This is a genomic window from Edwardsiella piscicida (genome assembly GCF_021733145.1).
GTDB classification, from domain to species: Bacteria; Pseudomonadota; Gammaproteobacteria; order Enterobacterales; family Enterobacteriaceae; genus Edwardsiella; species Edwardsiella piscicida.
This window is the reverse complement of sequence record NZ_CP090968.1, coordinates 990,598-1,007,610: the sequence shown is the minus strand read 5'-3', so window position 1 is coordinate 1,007,610 and position 17,013 is coordinate 990,598. Positions and strand designations below refer to the sequence as shown.

Below are 17,013 nucleotides of genomic sequence, written 5' to 3'. Positions count from 1 at the left end.
GCTCCGCCCCAGGGCGGAGCTATTCCATCTCCCCCGCCCTGGCGCTGAACAGCTCGCCCAGAAGCTGCCAGAAACGCTCCATGCTCTGACTCATCCGGGTATCCAGGCGGTAGGCATAGGCATCGATCGGGATCAGCAGGGCCTGACTGTCGAGGGCTACCAGACGCCCCTGCGCCAGCTCCTGACGAATGCCGTAGCCCGGCAGCCAGGCGATCCCCGAGCCATCCAGCGCCACCTGCTTTAGCAGCTCACTCATCGACGAGACGAAGACGGTACGAAAATTCAGCGACGTATCGCGCGCCAGCACCCGGTTAACCTGCCGCCCCATGTAGGAGTTGGCGGTGTAATTCAGCAGCGGTGCCTCGGCCTGATCCAGCCGGTACAGCGGCTGACCATCCCGATCGGCGGCGCACACCGGAAACAGCTGAGAGGAGAAGAGATGAATGTGAGCAAACGGCGTCTGAAGCAGATTATCGTCATGATAGGAAAAGATAAAGTCGCTCTTTCCCTCGCGCAGCGTATCGACGGCCCGGTCCACGTCGATGGCCTCGACCGTATAGCTGAACGGCGCCGGCAGCTGCTTCACCAGCGAGGGCAGCAGCCCCAGCGACAGGGAGTGGGCCGCCGCAATCGCGATCCGCTGCTGGGCCGGATCCCCCCCCGATCGCAGTTCGGCCAGATTGCTCTCCAGCTGCTGCAGCAGGCTGCGCACCTGCGAATGAAAAATTTTCCCCTGCTCGGTCAGCTGCAGCGGCGATATGCTGCGGTCAAACAGCACGACGCCGCAGGCCTGCTCCAGCGACTGAATACGGCGGCTAAACGCAGACTGGGAGACATTGCGCCGCATGGCGGCCTGGGAAAAATTGCGACACCCCTCCAGCGTTAAAAAATCGTACAGCCATTTGGTTTCAATATTATGCCCCTGCCCATTGCCGACCCGCTCCATGCCCTTTCCCCGCCGCCATCGCGATTGCTCCGCCGCCGCGCCGCGCGCGCCGGCCCCGAAACCTGCGCCGATTATAACCCGACGCGGCGCGTTATCATGTGCGATAACGCTGACCTCTCCCAACGGTGCTATGCTGTGTCACCGCGGCGCCGGCCGTCTGCGCCGCGCTACCTACAGCCAGAAAGAGGATGCCATGAGCCTGAACCTTGACGCCATGATGACCGAACGCCGTAACCCGGCCAGCGCCGCCATCGATACCCTGTCCACCCTGGACATTCTGACCCTGATCAACGCCGAGGACAGTAAGGTCGCCCCGGCCATTGCGCGTATCCTGCCGCAGATAGCCCAGGCGGTGGATGCCGTCAGCGCCGCCTTTGCGCGTCAGGGACGGCTGATCTACTGCGGCGCCGGCACCTCGGGGCGCCTGGGGATCCTGGACGCCAGCGAGTGTCCCCCCACCTTTGGCACCCCGGCGGAGCAGGTGATCGGCGTGATCGCCGGCGGACAGCGGGCTATTTTGCAGGCGGTAGAGAATGCGGAGGACAACCCGCAGGCGGCGCAGGACGATCTGCAGCGCCTGGCGCTGTCGTCCCGCGACGTGGTGGTCGGTATCGCCGCCAGCGGGCGCACCCCCTATGTCCTGGGCGCCCTGCGCTACGCCCGCGACGTCGGGGCGACCACCGTTGCGCTGAGCTGTAACCCGGACAGCCCGATGTCGCCGCTGGCCGATATCCTCCTGACGCCGATCGTCGGCCCCGAGGTGATTACCGGATCCTCGCGGATGAAGGCGGGAACGGCGCAGAAAATGATCCTGAATATGCTGAGCAGCGCGGCGATGATCCGCAGTGGAAAGGTCTATGGCAACCTGATGGTGGACGTAGAGGCGACCAACGCCAAGCTGGTCGAGCGCCAAATCCGTATTGTGATGGAGGCCGGAGAGTGCGATCGCGCCACCGCCGTTGCGGCGCTGGAGCACAGCCAGCGGCAGTGTAAAACCGCCATCGTAATGGTGCTGACCGGCCTGTCGGCCGCCGAGGCGCAGGCGCTGCTCGACCGACACCGGGGCTTTATCCGCCCGGCGCTGAATGAGCGCTCGGCCTGAATCCACGCGCAGCCCGCGCCGCAGACGCCGGCGCGGACCGAGAGACTACTGCAGCCAGGCGCGGATAATCCGCCCCAACGCCTCGATATCGCTATACAGATGATCGTTTCCGGCAACGCAGCGGCACTGCGCCGTCTCACCCACCAGCTGGGCCAACGCCGCATAGGATCCGAAGGGATCGGCCTCCTGCTGGATAATCAGCACCCGCTGGCGGGCGGTCAGCGCCTGCAGCGCCCGGCGCTGCTCCTCGTTATACAGGGAGAGCGCCACGCCGATGAAGACGGTCTGGCGCCCCTGCAGCGCCGGCGTCAGAACACAGGCCAGCGTACCGATAGACTTGGCCAGCAGCAGGTCGCACTGGCCGTGCGGCATATGCGCCAGCTCGGCCTGCAGATCAAACGCCGCCTGTGGCTGCTGCCAGGCGGCGAAACGGTGCACCTGCAGATCCAGCGCAGGCACGTGCAGCGCGTGTGCCACCTCGGCTATCCACTCTTGGGTTGCGGGCACCTTGCCCGGAATTGCGATCGCTTTCATTGGTCTTCCCCTTATCCCATCAGACGCCTCGACGAGGCGCTATTCTCTCCGTTATAGCGCGATTGTCTGTCGCTGTCCTCTCGGTGGGGGAAATGTCTGACAAAAAGGCGCAGCGACGAAAATGTCACCCGGGGCGCCCGCTCCCCACGGCGGCAGGGGCGGGGAAAGGCGTCTCAGCACTCGGTCAGGATCGCTGACAGCGGCAGACGGGACTTGGGCAGCGCGGCGTTAAAGTCCTCTGCGCTGCGGTAGCCCAGCGCCACCAGCGCCACGCTGGTCAGCCCCTGCTGCGGCAGGTCGAATTCGGCATCCAGCGCGGCGCTGTCAAACCCTTCGATCGGCACGGCGTCGATATTCAGCGCCGCCAGCCCCAGCAAAAAGTTCCCCAGGTTAAGGTAGACCTGCTTGGCCATCCACTGCCCGGCATCCTGCAGCGTATCGCGGTGCAGGGAGGCAAAGTAGGCGCGTCCTTTATGCTGCGCCTCCATCGCCTGCGGCGTCGCAAAGCGGCCATCGGCCTGCTCCTGCAGCAGCAGACGCTGCAGATAGGCTTCATCTATCTCCGTTTTCGCGCAGAAGACCACGACGTGCGATGCCTCCAGCACCTTACGTCGGTTGAACTCATAGGTGCCCACCGTCGCGTTGGCAACGCGCGCCTTACCGGCATCGCTGCCCGCCAGAATAAAGTGCCACGGCTGGGAGTTGGTGCTGGAGGGGCTCAAGCGCAGCAGCGCCTTGACGCTGTCGAGATCGCCGCGGCTGATTTTCCGCTCGGCGTCAAAAACCTTGGTTGAGTAGCGCGATAGCGCCGCTGAAATGATATCCATCGAGAGACTCCTGCTGGTTGAACGAATGATGACCCCCCTGGCGCCCTGATCCGCCGCGGGATGGCGTTCAGACTATCCTGTTTATTCCGCCGCCAGCAAGGACAATCCTGGCGGTCATCCTCCTGCCGCGGCGGGCTTGCCTCCCGCCGTGGCGCAACGGATAATCAGCGAGGATCCGGTCGGTCCCCCGTCCACCGGCGTGTGCCCATGGAGAAAGCCGATGTCTCTGGAGATAGCCCCGACGCTTGCCCGCCTGCGGGAGGCAAGCCTGGCGCTGGGAGAGGTTCTGTTCGCCAGCGCCCTCGCGGCGCCCGCGCAGGCGCCGCGCCTGGAGATCGTCATCGCCGGGAGCCTGCTGCGCCGCGATGAGCACGGGCGCGCCTATCGCCAGCGGTGCGGCGATGTGCTCTACCTGCCCAGCGGGGAACAGCGTCAGATCACGGGCGACGAGGAGGCTACGCTGCTGAGTCTGCTGTTTGCCAAGCAGCGGATCGTCCTGACCCTGTGGCAGTGGGATGGTGCGCAGCTCCAGCGTCGGCAGCAGACCCAGATCGCCCGACGCGGGCCGCGCACCGGCACCTTTCTGCTGCAGGCGCTGAATGAACAGGCCATGCAGCCCGCCGCCCAGGCGACCGCGCGCCTGACCGTCAGCGCGCTGCTCAGCCACTGTAGCGACCTGCTGGCGGGCCACCTGCGCACCGCGCCGCACCGCCAGGCGCTGTTAAACGCCATTCGCGACTATATCGACGACCACTACATGGACGCCCTGAGCCGCGACGCCGTCGCCCGGCGCTTTCACATTACGCCCAACTACCTCTCACAGCTGTTTCAGCGCGCCGACGGCGGCGGCTTTAACCACTATCTGAATCACGTTCGCCTTGAACAGGCCAAGACGCTGCTCAAAGAGTATGAGATGACCATCAAGGCGATCGCCCACGCCTGCGGCTACGACGACAGTAACTACTTTTGCCGCCTGTTCCGCCAGCGTACCGAACGCACGCCGAGCGAATATCGCCGCCAGTACCACAGCCAGAGCCCTTCACCATAGCGGTGGCGCCGCGCCGATTAGCCGCCGATCTTCACCCGATAGCCCGCCGCCTCGGCCATGGCCTGCAGCGGGGCTATCTGCGCCGACGTCGGCGCCGGCGTCGCCTGCATCGCCCAGCGCTGGCCGAGCAGCCGGTACTTGCCTTCGCCGTAGCGGTGAAACGGCAGCAGGTGCAGCTCGTCGATCCCCAGCGGCGCCAGCGCCTCAAGCGCCCGCCGCAGATTCTCCTGCGATAGGGTATAGCCGGGGATCAGCGGCAGCCGCGGGATCCCCCGGATCCCGCGCTGACGCAGCAGGCGCAGGTTATCCAGCGCCCGCGGCAGATTCAGGCGCAGCAGCCGCGCCGAGCGCTCGGCATCCATGATCTTGAGATCGAACAGCACCTCATCGCACAGGCTGGCCAACGGCAGCAGCCGCGAGGCGGGCCCATCCCCCGCCGTCTCCAGCGCGCAGTGCACGCCCAGCCGACGCAGGCGCGTCAGAAAGCGGGTGGCAAAGGCCGCCTGCAGCAGCACCTCGCCGCCGGAGAGCGTCACCCCGCCGCCGGAGCTGCGGAAAAAGACGACGTCCTTCATCACCTCCGCCTCCAGCTGCGCCAGGGTAACGGTCCGGCCAATACGCTCCATGGCGCCAGAGGGACACTCATCGGCGTCGTTCAGACAGGGGGTACAGTGCAGACACCGCTGCTCGCGGCGCACCGTCTGCGGCGCGGGGGAGATCGACTCCGGGTTGGCGCACCACGGACAGCGGTGCGGACAGCCCTTAAAAAAGACCACGCTGCGGATCCCGTGCCCGTCGTTCAGCGAATAGCGCTGTACGTTGAAGATGCACGCCGTCTCCCCGGCGGCGCGGGCCGCCTCACAGCTGGTGGGCGGTACGGCGGATGATGTCATCCTGGATCTCCTGCGACAGCTCAACGAAAAAGGCGCTGTAGCCCGCGACGCGCACCACCAGCCCGGCGTACTCCTGCGGGCGTCGCTGCGCCGCGCGCAGGGTCTCGGCGCTGACCACGTTAAACTGGATATGCTGCAGCTTCAGTTTGCTGAAGGCGTGCAGAAAATCGGCCAGCTTATTCAGCCCCGCCTCGCCCGCCAGCGTCGCCGGGGTAAACTTCACGTTCAGCAGCGTACCGTTGGAGAGCAGGTAGTTATCCAGTTTACTGACCGACTTGAGCACCGCCGTCGGCCCCTGACTGTCCTGACCGAGCATCGGTGACAGGCCGCCGTCGGCCAGCTGCTCGCCGGCCAGCCGCCCGTCCGGCGTCGCCCCGACCACCGCCCCCAGGGGAATGTGCGCAGAGACAGTGTAGGAGCCGGGCGTAAACTGTCCACCGCGCGGATTCCGGTATTTTTCCACCTCTTTACAGTAAAAACGCAGCAGATCGGCGCTGATATCGTCCACACTATCGATATCGTTACCGTATTTCTCGAAGCGGTTGATCAGCCGGGCGCGGATCTGCGCGCCGTCGGGCGTCGCGAAGTTGGCCTTCAGCTGCGCCAGCAGCTGATCAAAGCTGAGGCGCCGCTGCTCAAACACCATGCCGCGCAGGGCGTGCAGCGAATCGCTCAGGTTGGCGATACCGATCCCCTGCACCCCGGAAAAATTGTAGCGGGCGCCGCCGTCGGTGATATCGCGACCCTTGTCGAGACAGTCGCTGATAAAGGCGGAGAGCAGCGGCACCGGCGCCCAGTCGCGGTGGCCGATATCGCAGATATTACTGCCCTCGACCATCAGCCGAATATAGTGACGGATGCGTTCGCGGATCTGCGCCAGCAAATCCGCGTAGCTCAGGGCGGCATTACCCTCGTTATCCAGCAGCACCAGCTCCATCACCTTGAGCAGGTTAAACATGGCGATATCGTGCAGCCCGTAGGTCTTGCCGGGAATCGAGAGCTCGACGCAGCCGACCACCGCATAGTCCCGGGCATCCTCTAGCGACACGCCGCGGTTGAGGAAGGCCGGCACCACCACCTCGTCGTTGAAGATTTGCGGAATACCGGTGCCGAGGCGAATGGTTTCGGCACTCTTGAGTAGAAACGCCCGATCGATCAGCTCGTTGATGCGCACTCCCAGGTTGGGCTGCGGCAGGCAAACATCCTGGTACGCCGCCAGACAGGCGAAGGAGAGCGGGTTGACCGCGCTGCGCCCGGTGGCGCTCAGGCCGCCCAGCAGGGCAGTATAGCCGGTCGGGAAACCGGCAAAATAGCGCGCGCTGCCGCTGGAGCGCAGCAGCACCACATCGTTACACTTCACCCACAGCGCCGCCAGCAGCGTCTGCAGCTGCGACGCGCTCTCGCCCTGCGCCAGAGAGGCCTGATAAAACGGCAGCATATACTGGTCAAAGCGCCCCAGGGACAACGAGCTGGCGTTGGACTCATACTGCAGGATCACGTTGAAGAACCAGAACAGCTGGCAGGCCTGACGGAAATCCTGCGGTGCCTCGCTGGCATTATGGCGCGATATCGCCGCAATCTGCAGCAGCTCCGCGCGCCGCATCGCGTCGCCGCACGCGGCGGCCATCGCCTCCGCCAGCGTCGCATAGCGCAGAATATGGCGCTGCGCCGCCCGCATCACCAGCAGCGCGGCCCGGTAAAAGTCGCTGTGCGGCGCCCGGCGGCAATGCGCATCCAGGCGGGCGATCAGAGCCGACAGGCCGTGCTGCAGCAGGTGCGGGTAGTCAATAATGATATGCCCCTGCCCTTTATCGGTCTGGTTGATGCTAAAGATCTGGCTAGCGGCGGCGCGCCGCACCGCCTCCGTCATCTGCGCGTTGATAAAGTCCTTCATCGAGCGCCCCGCCCAGTAAGGATAGAGCGTCTCGCGGTACAGGCGTTTATCCTGCTCGTCGATCTCAAAGCGATCCTGCGGCCGCTGGGAAAAGGTCTCCAGCTCCGCCAGCAGCCAGTAGGGGTCCATCTCCGGGGAGATGATGCCAGCGCGCGGCTGCACGGTGCGGTTGCCGACCAGGATCTCATCCTCGCGGATGGCGATCGCCACGTTATCCAGAATATGGGCGGTCGCCAGGGCGCGGCGCACGATCACCGGCTCCCCCTCCGTCTGCCGGTGGCTGGCGGTATACAGCAGCGCCCGCTCCAGAGAGATAGCCCGAGGCTGGGCGAACAGCGCGGCCTTTAAACGCGGGATACGGTTTGGCATAGCGATCTCCTTGCAGACGGATGCAGATACGGCACGCCCGCGGGTGCGGGCAATCTGCGCTCACAATAGGCAATCGGCGCGCGCGCCGACAGGAGAGAAAAGCCTCATTTACTGGATTTTTGTATGCTGCTGGTAAAAATGGGATCTGCCTCAACTATTGGCATATTGGCACATTGGCAGCGGCGGCGGTGACCGCCGCGCAGACCACGGTGGTCTCGTCTATGCCCCTTCAGCCGATCTTAATCGCGATATAGTCCTCCAGACGGGAGAACCAGCCGGCCTCGGCGACCGGGGAGAGCGTGCGCAGCGCATAGCTGCCGATCTTCCTACCGCCGTACAGGTAGTCCACCTGCCCGACGACCTCGCCCTTGGCCAGCGGCGCCTTCAGATAGTCATGGCTCAGGGTGTACTCCACCTTCACGTCGCGCAGTTCGCCCTTCGGCAGGGTGTAGTAAATATTCTGCGGGTTGCCCAGCGCCACGGTCTGCTGCTGGCCATAGCGCACCTGCTGACGGGTCACCGCGCTATCGCTGGCCGCCAGCTGCACGGTCTCAAAGTTACGCTCGCCCCACAGCAGCAGTTTCTTTGCCTGCTGCTCTCGTCCTCGGCTGCTGTCGGCCCCCATCACCACGGCGATCAGACGCTGGCCGCGGGCGTCAACGCTGGTGGCCACCAGATTGAAGCCGGCGCTGGCGGTGTGGCCGGTCTTCATCCCGTCCACGTGCAGATCCTGATCCCACAGCAGCCCGTTACGGTTGTTCTGGGTCACCCCGTTCCAGCTCAGGCTCTTTTCCGCATAAAAATGGTAGTAGGGCTGCTCATGGGTAATGATGGCGCGGGCCAGCAGCGCCAGATCGCGCGCGCTGCTGTACTGCCCGGGCGCATCCAGGCCGTGCACCGTTTCAAAGTGGGTATTCTGCAGGTGCAGCGCGCTGACGTCGGCGTTCATCTGGCGGACAAAATCGGCCTGATCCCCGCTGACATAGTCAGACAGGGCAACGCAGGCGTCGTTGCCGGAGTCAATGATGATCCCGCGGATCAGATCGCTGACCGTCGCGCGATCCCCCGGCTTGAGGAACATCAGCGACGATCCCTTAAACAGCGGATTGCGGGTCGCCCAGGCGTCGTCGCCGATCGACACGCGATCGTTTAGCCCGATCCGTCCCTGATCCAGCGCCTGTTCCACCACGTAGTTGGTCATCAGCTTGGTCAGGCTGGCCGGGTTACGCCGGGCATCCGGGTTGCCGGCGGCCAGGATCTGGCCGGTCTGGGCATCCATCAGTACCCAGGATGCGGCATCGATATGGGGCGGCACCAGAGGAAAGGCCATCTGTGCCTGGGCGGCGCCGGCAAGCAGTAAGAGGGCCAGCGGGATTTTGGCAACTGTATTCAAAGCGTTTCCTCATTCAGATATCGACGTTGCGCGCGGGCATCTGTCATGCCGCGCCGCCCGCCCGCGCAGAGGGGGGAGGGCGCGGCTATTCTTAACAAAAGCCGCTCGCCATAGCGTCAATAAATGTAAAAAAAACAATTCAGTCGGTGATATTTGTAATAAAAACCGCGGAGAGGCGTACGCAATGCTAATAATGCAAAAAAATAATAATGTCCGGAGCGCACGCGGTGTGCGCGCCGGACGAACGCCGCGCGAATAAGAAAAACGGCGGCCCGTAGGCCGCCGCTGATGGCGGATAGCGTCGCCGCTATCCGGTGTACCCTGTGCCGCTGACGGCTTACTGTTTGCTGTGAACCCCGCTCTGGCTGCTCTCCGGATGGCTCTCCGTCGAGACGCTCAGGGGCAGTTCGCTCTGAGTGACCAGCTTGTTGGCCACCTCCGTCAATCCACCGACGCTCAGCGGAAGCGCGCCTTTACCGCTGCCCTGATAACGGTGTCCCGCCAGATCGCGCTGCACTACGCGGCTGCCGCTCAGATCGACCTTCCCCGCCGCGCTCTCGATCGTCGCGCCGGTCAGGTCGGTCTCCCCGTTCACCCGCAGCGTAACCCCCTGCTGGCCGGCGATTCCGGACTGCTGCGTCACCGCTAGGTTATCGACTCGCTTGCCCTCGGCCTGCAGCGATCCCTGCGCACCGGGTGCACCGGTCAGCGATGATTTCACCCCGTTACCGGCGCTGCGCGCCGCGCGATCCCACAGCGCCCCCTGCGGCTTCTCACCGGTCAGCGTCTCCGGCAGCGTCACCGTCTCGTTCGCCTTGTTAAAGCCGACGCTGCCGGTGGTGTCCTGGCGTTTATCCAAACGGCGTACCGCACCGTTATATTCGTCGCTCACCTTATCGCTGACCTTGTCGATGGCGCCCTCCAGCTTACTCTGTACCTTGCCGGCGAGGTGCGGCGTCGCGATTTTGGACAGCTTTGCCGTCTTGCTGGCCCCCTCATCATTGCTGTGGCTGAAGGTCAGCCCGGCGTTAACCTGCGTACTGCGCTCGCTGTCCTGACGGCTCTCCAGACGCAGATCGCCGCCCACCTCGCCGCCGATGCGCTGCGCATCGACCCGCGCGCCGGCCAGCGACGTATCCCCTTGGCTGGATAGCGTGACCTGGTTATCGGCATGGATTTGGCTGTTTTGCTGCGTCGTCTGCGTCTGCCGATCGACCGCCACCTTCAGCCCCGTATTCAGGGTATGGCGATTCTGCCGGCTGGCCGGATCGGCCTGCCCCTGCGCGTCCTTGCTCACGCTCTGACGACCGGACAGACCGCCCGAGGCATCGACGCCCCAATTGTTTTTCTCTTGGCCGCTGCTGGCCGACTCCAGCACGATCCCACCCTGCTGCGCGTTCAGCGCTACATCGTGCCCCGTGACCTGCGCCCCCTGCAGATGCAGCGCATCGCTATCCTGCGCGCCGGCGCTCAGGGTGACGTTGGCACCGCTGACGCGCGCGCCTTGCGCCGTGCTCTGCTGCTCATGCTGCATCGCCACCTTGGCTTTGGCCCCCACCGAGCCTCCCCGGCTATTGGCGCTGTCGCTGCTGCCGCTGCTTGCGCCGCCGCTCAGCTCGCCAGACCACACGCTGCCCTGCTGGCTGCGCGCTGAGTTCGCCTGACGCAGATCCAGCTTTTCTCCGGCCTTGAGGGTAACGTCCCCTTGGCTGCTGACCTCTGTGCCCTGCAGCGTCAGGGAGCCTGCGCTGTTCAGGGTCACACCGCCGTCGGCGCGGACCTGCGCCGTATGCGCCTGCGTTTCACTCTGCTGGCCGTTATCCTGCCCGCCGCCCAGCGCCGCGCTGCCGCTGTTGCTGCCGCTCATATCGCCGCTGAGACGGGCGTGGGCATCATAGCCGGCGTGGCTGACGCTGTGGCTGTCCGTCGCCTGCTCCAGCTGCAGATCGCCGCCGCTGTTGAGCTGTACCTTGCCATGACCGCCGTCCAGCGCCGTTCCCTGATAGCGCCCCTCCTGTCCCAGCTGAATATCAATGCCGTTCGCCGCCTGCACCTTACCAGCCTGTGCCGTCACGGACTGCTCCTGGCCGCTGCGATTCTCGCCCTGTCCACGGGCAGCACCGCCGATATCCTTGCCGGTCGTGGTGTAGACGCGCAGGCTCGCACCGCCGTTAACGTCGTCCGTCTGACCACGATGGCTGTCGCTGGCGGCGTCAAAGCGGTGGCTATCTGCCCGCAGGCTGACCCCGCCGTCGGTCGCCCGGTACTGCGTCCCCCGGTCATGCACCTCGTCGCGCGCCGTAACCTGAATGGCACCCGCCTGGATCTGGGTGGTCTGCGCCTGGGTATCGCTGCTGCTCTGCGTATGGGTGCCCCCGTCGGCGGCGACATCGATCCCCAGATTCGGCTTGCCGATGGTACCAATCTCATTAACTACGCCGTTGGCATCCAGGCTGGCGCCTTTCTTCACCGCCCCTTCCAGCGGGCGGGTCACCGCGCTGTAGTCGACGCTAACGCCCGCTTCGCCGTGGACCTGGGTACGTTGGCTGCGGCTGCTATCGCGGTTATTGGCCTCCAAATGCTCTACGCTGGCGGCCTGCTCCCGGTAGACGCCACCGGCCTGGTGGTGCGCCCCCTGCTGCGTCAGCTTATCCGTCGCCGTAATGGTCAGATTACCGCTGACGCTGCTGCTGCTGCCCTGCGCCCGCACCTGCTCGTTTTGCGTATCGCTGTGGCTGTAGTGTCCCTCATAGCCGCTGCCGGCCTTATCGATGCCGGCGGTGTAGTACGCTCCGCCCCCCGCCTGCGTCTGGCGGGTATGGCTGGTTTTGCTCTCCTCGGCGCTCACGAAGGCGACGTTCTTACCGCTGATCTGTGCATCGCCCGCATCGGCCTGCAGGTGCGCGCCGCTAAACACCACGTCATCTCCCGCCGTCACCTCTACGCTGCCGCCGCGGAGCTGGCTGCCCCGGTGCGTCACGCTGCGGCTCTCCTCCTGCTGAGCGGTGTGCTCAATGCCTACCCCGGCGCGATACTGTTTATCCCCCTGCGCCTTGGCGTACGCCGTCACCTGCAGCGAGGTACTCTCTTTCTCCAGCGTATCCACGCCGGCCGCCGCCGCGACATCGACCCGGCCCCCGGCCTGCAGCGCCAGCTTGCCGTCGCTCTCCACCCGGCTGCCGTTGACCTGAATATCGCGGGCGCTCTCCACCCGCAGGTTCACGTCCGACGCCAGCTGACTGCCGCGCACCTGGTCATGGCTCTCGGTGCGCTTCTCCGAGGCGGTGGTGATGTTAAAGGCGCCGCCGCGGCGGCTGTTATCCTGCTCATGGGTCGTGTTCACCACCCGATCGATGATCACATCGCCGCGCTGGGACTGCACCACGCCGCCGCGCCCACCGTGCGCTCGGCTGCCGCTGATCGTCACATCCTGCCCGGCGGAGATCGTCAGCTGGCCGCCGCTCTCGACCTCGCTGGCCTGGCTGCGCTCCTGGCTATGATTGTTGTCTCGCTCACCGCCGCCGCCGATCCCGCCCCAGTAGGTGTGGTTGTCGATCTCCGTCTTACGGTTGGCGACGTTCTGCACCGTCAGGTTAACCTTCCCGGCCGCCGCGATCCCGGCGTCGTTATCCGCCCGGATCTGCGCCGCCTGGGCGCTGAGATCGCCGCCGGCCTCCAGGCTCAGATCGTGCCCGGCGCGCAGGCGCGTCTGATGCAGGCGCTCCTCGCTGCTGCGCTGACTCCAGCGCCCGCTGTTCAGCGCGGCGCCCTCGTTGCGCTTATACCCCGTCAGCTGATGCTCATCGCGCTCTTGTATACCGCTCAGCGCCACGTCCCCCTTCGCCTTCAGGCGCAGATCGTGGCCGGCGCTGACCTCGCTGCCCTGCAGCCGCAGATCGCCGTGCGTCGCACTGAGGCTGGCGTTATGACGGGCATCGATACGCCCCGCCACCGCACGCTGCTGGCTGTCGCTGCGCGTTTCATCGTGCTGCCAAGAGTAGAACCAGCGGTTATCGGTCTGCTTCTGCTCCTGCGTCAGCGAGGCGCCATCCAGCAGCACCTCCCCGCCGGCGATCGTCACATCATCGCCGCTGATATCCGTGGCGGTCAGGTGGGTGCTCTGCGCCGCCACCAGGGTCAGGTTCTTGCCGCTGAGCACCGTGCGCCGATAGCTCTGCTCCCGGCGGCTATCGCTGACGTTGATCCCACCGCGGTAGTTCTGGTAATTATCCTTCCCCTCCCGCTGCTCATCGCGCTGGGACAGGGTGCCCTCGGCGCGCAGCGCGCCCGCCTGCAGCGAGATATCTCCGCCGCGCAGCTCCGCGGACTGCAGGGTCAGACGATCCTTCGCCGCGACCGAAATGTCCTGATCCGCGTGCAGCGTGCCCGCCAGCTTCACCCCGCTGCCGGCGGCGGTGTTGATGATGCGGATGCGCCCGGCCTGCATACTGCCCAGGTAGTAGCTGTCTAGCGCCGTGCCATTGACCCCCGCATCGATCTGGCGGAGATCGCGCGTCAGGCGATTATTGCCGCTGACGGCGTTGATCTCGCGGGCGCTGACCGCACCGACGCTCTCAATGCGCGGCGCCACCAGATCCAGCACGCTGTTCGTCGACAGCCCACCCGTGCCGATCTGCAGACGGTTATCATTGTTCAGGGTCGAATAGGCGCTGAGCGCCCCGCCTTCCACCAGCGGATTCCCCACCACCAGCGCTGAGCGGGTCGTATTGATAAAGCCGCAGCCGTCGCAGGTGATGCCGTTGGGGTTAGCCAGCACATAGTCCGCCGCCATGCCGAACACCTCTTGCTGCCCCAGCAGCAGCGAGGGATTACGACTGATCACCTCGTTTAGGATCACGCTGGCGCTCTGTCCGTGCAGATTCGGGTTGGCCGCCAGCGCGCCGGCCAGCTGAGATTCGCCCCCCGTCAGGGCGTTGTTGAACACCGCGCCGGGGCGGTTAACGTTAAAATCCTGATACTGGTTATGGGACAGCCCCCGGTCCGTCGGCGTGACGATATTGACTACTTGGGCACCGCTGGGCGCCGTCGCCACGCCGGGGCCCAGCGCGCCGCCGTCCGGCACAATATTGCCGGCAAAGCTGCTGCAGGCGACAAAGGAGATGGCGATGATGGTCGCCAAGCGCCCCGCCGAAGAGAGTTTAAAATGTTGATATGCCATAGAGGTTACCTCATATCAGCGCCCGCGGGCGCCGAAGCCGAGTTAAAAGGAATAAGAAAATCGTGTTAATAGCTGGGTCGATTGACTCGGAAAGTTATTATTTGAAATCGCCCTGGCGCGCCCGACCTCAATATCAAGCTGCGCGGAGGCGCTACTCAGCGTTACGCCGGCAACGGCGCCTACGCCACTCTGCCATCCCTGATCTCCCGCGTTCGACAGCACGCGGCCCACGTCCAGACCGATGCGCGGCGTCACGGTGAACGCCCGCCAGCGTAGGGGACGCGACAGCGTGTTCTGCCAATACCACCCGTTATCCGCCGACAGCGTGCCCCGCTTGAATCCACGCACGGCGCTGCGCTCCGTGAGGCTGACCCACTCAACGCCCGGCAGCGGATCCCGACTGTATTGCCCATACCACTGGGCGTTGAACAGATAGACATCGTCGGCCAGCGTAACCCGCTGACTCACACCGGCGGAGAGCTTCAGCTTGGTGTACTGCGCCTCGGCGCCGGTGCGCTGGCGCCCGCGATCGGCGCCCAAAATGGACAGCCCCCGCTCCACGCTGAGGTTGCCCGTGGCGACGCCGCCGGACAATATATGCAGGTGGCTGAGGCCCAGCTCCGCCACGCTCAGGGTCGGGCTGCTGACCCGCAGCAGATCATCCTGCAGATAGCTGCGGATGCGCTTATAGGTCAGCTGAACGCCCAGCGTGTTGATTTGACGCTGACTGCGCTGCAGCACCGCATCGCCGCGCAGGCCATACTGACTGGCCTGTCCGTCCAGCAGGATGCGGATATGCGGCAGCGACTGATGCATCTGATAGTCCGAGAAGCTGGCGAAGCCGCTGAAGGTCAGATCGCCGTAGGGCAGTGAGTAAAACAGCATGTAGGCACGGCTGTAGCGCGCCGAGGGCTGGGCCAGCGTGGTCGATGCGCTCAGGCTGACAAAGTCGGAGAGCCCCAGCGGGCTGTCCAGCGTTGCGCTGCCGCGCGCCACCCACTCCCCGGTGCTTTGCTGGCCGTAGTTGTCCAGCGAGCCGCTGACCTGCCAGGGGCGCTCCCGCCGGTTGTACAGGCGGATCACCGACCCGCCGACGCGCTCCCCGGGCAGAATATCCATGCTGACGTGGTTAGAGCGCAGCCGGTTGGCCTGATCCAGCCCCTGATCCAGAGAGGCCAGACGCAGCGGTTTACCGACCGCACCGGGAAACAGCCAGCGCCGATTCACCCCCCGATCGCCCCCCTCGATACGCTCGATAAACCCTTCGGTCACCCGCACGCCCAGCTCGCCGCGCGCATTGGGGCGTAAAAACTGGACCCGGGCGGTGATATAGCCCTTCTCCAGATACAGGGCGGTCAGCTGTTTCGCGAGATGATTGACGTCGCGGCTGCGGATACAGTGCGTCGGCAAAGGGTCCAGCGCCCGGAGATCGCGCAGGGATAACAGCGTGATCCCGGTTAAATAGACGCCGTCGATCGGCAGACAGGAGGTGTCCTCACGCAGTTGGGCCGGCGCGGCGGCGGAGGGGCGCGCCTGGCGCTGCTTCTCCAGACGCTGAAGGCTCTGCTGCTCCAGCAGTGAATTGACTTCGCGTGCGCTGTTCTGCAGCGCGCGCCGCGACTCATCGGTCGGCGTATTGTCCCAGAACGGCGCGGCGCTCGCGCCGCACGACATCCCCCAGAGCGTTACCCATAGCAGGCAGAAAGGCGTTTTTTTATTCATATTATTCCCCCGGGCGACGGCAAACTGTCGGTGGAGTTATCGTTATCTTCCCTGCATGGAACGGCGAAAAAACATCGTAAAGTTAATCCTTTCTAATCTGTTTTTAAGATTAATCTCAATTTGTAATATAAATCAATACAAATCTAATCAAATTGATAATTACATCGCTATCCATCCGTCTATTTTGCGAAACATTGTGCTGCGCCGCTCGCCGTGGATATAGGCAATGGATTGCGTTCAAAGAATGAATCATAAGTAATTTGATTTAGGAAAGACGAAATAGGCTGAATATCATCAAAAGAAGGCTGGTGCGCTATTTGTCGTGCTCGCTTGCGCCCTGAAATACGGGGATATTTTGGGGCACTAGCCCGGCGGCGCAGCGCCGAATACGACGCCAGAGAAATAAGCGTCCGCGGTGCGGGAGACGCTCTCCGCTTATTCCCTTATGTCAGTGTGATATGACGACGGGTAACCCTACAAAGGATGCGCTAATCTTGATAACAGATCCGTGACGGATACCGTCATCAACCAGTATATTCATATTCTCAAGGAGAGTTATCATGGTTCAGTCAGCTACGCTGTCAGCACCCGGAGCCTATTCCGCTGCGGGAGAAGCGCTGCCCGACGCCGCATCGGCTATCGTGCTGCGGGTGGTCGATCGCGACGACGCGCTCAATCTGATGCGCACCCTCGTCTTTCCGGTCAGCGAAAGTCAGGAGCAGGTCAGCCGGGCCCTGCAGCGTAATCCGCAGGCCATCGAACAGTGGCTGGCGCATTTTAACAGCGGCTTTGCCGAAAATCTGCAGTGCTGGCTGGAGCAGTATATTCTGGTGGTTCCCCACGTCCGCGAAAACCTGCCGGCGGTGCAAAGCCATCTGGTGCGCCTGCTGAGCGCCCTGCAGCTTACCTACCGCCCCGGCGCCATCGTGCCGCTGACCCAGTGGGTCGATATGCTGGAGGCTCGCGCCTAATCCCCTCTCCACCCGGCGCCAGGGGAGCGCCTCCCCGCGTCGACAGAGCGCCCCCGTGCGGGCGCTCTACCGTCATCACCGCGTTATATTCCCTTCATGAAACTGACATGCTCCGCTGGCAGGCTTAAGCCACGC

The 17,013-nt window shown here is 64.3% G+C and carries 11 protein-coding genes; 3 read left to right on the top strand and 8 right to left on the bottom strand.

What is annotated here, in order from left to right; translation table 11 throughout:
- Positions 1–19: 19 nt before the first annotated feature.
- Positions 20–946: a hypochlorite stress DNA-binding transcriptional regulator HypT gene (hypT, locus tag L1P05_RS04525; protein WP_012847784.1), complete on the bottom strand. Its 927-nt coding sequence runs from the start codon at positions 944–946 to the stop codon at positions 20–22.
- Between the two features lie 193 nt (positions 947–1,139).
- Here hypT and murQ point away from each other — a divergent pair, with 193 nt between their 5' ends.
- Entirely contained in the window at positions 1,140–2,048 is a 909-nt protein-coding gene (murQ, locus tag L1P05_RS04520; protein WP_041692579.1) for an N-acetylmuramic acid 6-phosphate etherase, read from the top strand.
- A 45-nt stretch (positions 2,049–2,093) separates the two neighbouring features.
- Here the strand turns inward: murQ and L1P05_RS04515 are convergent, their stop codons facing one another.
- Positions 2,094–2,582, bottom strand: coding sequence for a hypothetical protein (locus L1P05_RS04515; RefSeq protein ID WP_012847782.1), 489 nt, complete (start codon positions 2,580–2,582; stop codon positions 2,094–2,096).
- A 173-nt stretch (positions 2,583–2,755) separates the two neighbouring features.
- A complete protein-coding gene (nfsB, locus tag L1P05_RS04510; RefSeq protein WP_012847781.1) occupies positions 2,756–3,409 on the bottom strand; it encodes an oxygen-insensitive NAD(P)H nitroreductase in 654 nt (217 codons plus the stop codon).
- 220 nt (positions 3,410–3,629) lie between these two features.
- Between nfsB and L1P05_RS04505 the strand changes: the two genes are divergently transcribed.
- The gene (locus L1P05_RS04505) at positions 3,630–4,457 is read left to right on the top strand and encodes a helix-turn-helix transcriptional regulator (protein WP_012847780.1); all 828 of its coding nucleotides are present in this window, start codon (positions 3,630–3,632) and stop codon (positions 4,455–4,457) included.
- A gap of 17 nt (positions 4,458–4,474) precedes the next feature.
- Here L1P05_RS04505 and L1P05_RS04500 read toward each other — a convergent pair whose 3' ends face one another.
- From L1P05_RS04500 to L1P05_RS04480, 5 genes are all read right to left on the bottom strand, one after another.
- Complete coding sequence (locus tag L1P05_RS04500; protein ID WP_015683278.1) at positions 4,475–5,350, bottom strand: [formate-C-acetyltransferase]-activating enzyme; 876 nt, start codon at positions 5,348–5,350, stop codon at positions 4,475–4,477.
- Entirely contained in the window at positions 5,316–7,613 is a 2,298-nt protein-coding gene (locus L1P05_RS04495) for a formate C-acetyltransferase (protein ID WP_012847778.1), read from the bottom strand. Before L1P05_RS04495 ends, L1P05_RS04500 begins: the two co-directional genes overlap by 35 nt.
- Before the next feature lie 229 nt (positions 7,614–7,842).
- Positions 7,843–9,006 (bottom strand): serine hydrolase, encoded by a 1,164-nt coding sequence (locus L1P05_RS04490; protein WP_012847777.1) that lies wholly within the window; start codon positions 9,004–9,006, stop codon positions 7,843–7,845.
- 337 nt (positions 9,007–9,343) lie between these two features.
- The gene (locus tag L1P05_RS04485) at positions 9,344–14,185 is read right to left on the bottom strand and encodes a hemagglutinin repeat-containing protein (protein ID WP_012847776.1); all 4,842 of its coding nucleotides are present in this window, start codon (positions 14,183–14,185) and stop codon (positions 9,344–9,346) included.
- A 42-nt stretch (positions 14,186–14,227) separates the two neighbouring features.
- Positions 14,228–15,907, bottom strand: coding sequence for a ShlB/FhaC/HecB family hemolysin secretion/activation protein (locus L1P05_RS04480; protein WP_012847775.1), 1,680 nt, complete (start codon positions 15,905–15,907; stop codon positions 14,228–14,230).
- A 560-nt stretch (positions 15,908–16,467) separates the two neighbouring features.
- Between L1P05_RS04480 and L1P05_RS04475 the strand changes: the two genes are divergently transcribed.
- A complete protein-coding gene (locus L1P05_RS04475) occupies positions 16,468–16,878 on the top strand; it encodes a hypothetical protein (protein WP_012847773.1) in 411 nt (136 codons plus the stop codon).
- Positions 16,879–17,013 lie beyond the last annotated feature (135 nt).

What these genes read in the sequence shown, in the direction of transcription:
- L1P05_RS04475 (WP_012847773.1), top strand. Translation starts at nt 16,468, where the DNA reads ATGGTTCAGTCAGCTACGCTGTCAGCACCCGGAGCCTATTCCGCTGCG.
- L1P05_RS04505 (WP_012847780.1), top strand. Translation starts at nt 3,630, where the DNA reads ATGTCTCTGGAGATAGCCCCGACGCTTGCCCGCCTGCGGGAGGCAAGC.
- L1P05_RS04480 (WP_012847775.1), bottom strand. Translation starts at nt 15,907, where the DNA reads ATGAATAAAAAAACGCCTTTCTGCCTGCTATGGGTAACGCTCTGGGGG.
- murQ (WP_041692579.1), top strand. Translation starts at nt 1,140, where the DNA reads ATGAGCCTGAACCTTGACGCCATGATGACCGAACGCCGTAACCCGGCC.
- L1P05_RS04485 (WP_012847776.1), bottom strand. Translation starts at nt 14,185, where the DNA reads ATGGCATATCAACATTTTAAACTCTCTTCGGCGGGGCGCTTGGCGACC.
- hypT (WP_012847784.1), bottom strand. Translation starts at nt 946, where the DNA reads ATGGAGCGGGTCGGCAATGGGCAGGGGCATAATATTGAAACCAAATGG.
- nfsB (WP_012847781.1), bottom strand. Translation starts at nt 3,409, where the DNA reads ATGGATATCATTTCAGCGGCGCTATCGCGCTACTCAACCAAGGTTTTT.
- L1P05_RS04495 (WP_012847778.1), bottom strand. Translation starts at nt 7,613, where the DNA reads ATGCCAAACCGTATCCCGCGTTTAAAGGCCGCGCTGTTCGCCCAGCCT.
- L1P05_RS04515 (WP_012847782.1), bottom strand. Translation starts at nt 2,582, where the DNA reads ATGAAAGCGATCGCAATTCCGGGCAAGGTGCCCGCAACCCAAGAGTGG.
- L1P05_RS04500 (WP_015683278.1), bottom strand. Translation starts at nt 5,350, where the DNA reads ATGACATCATCCGCCGTACCGCCCACCAGCTGTGAGGCGGCCCGCGCC.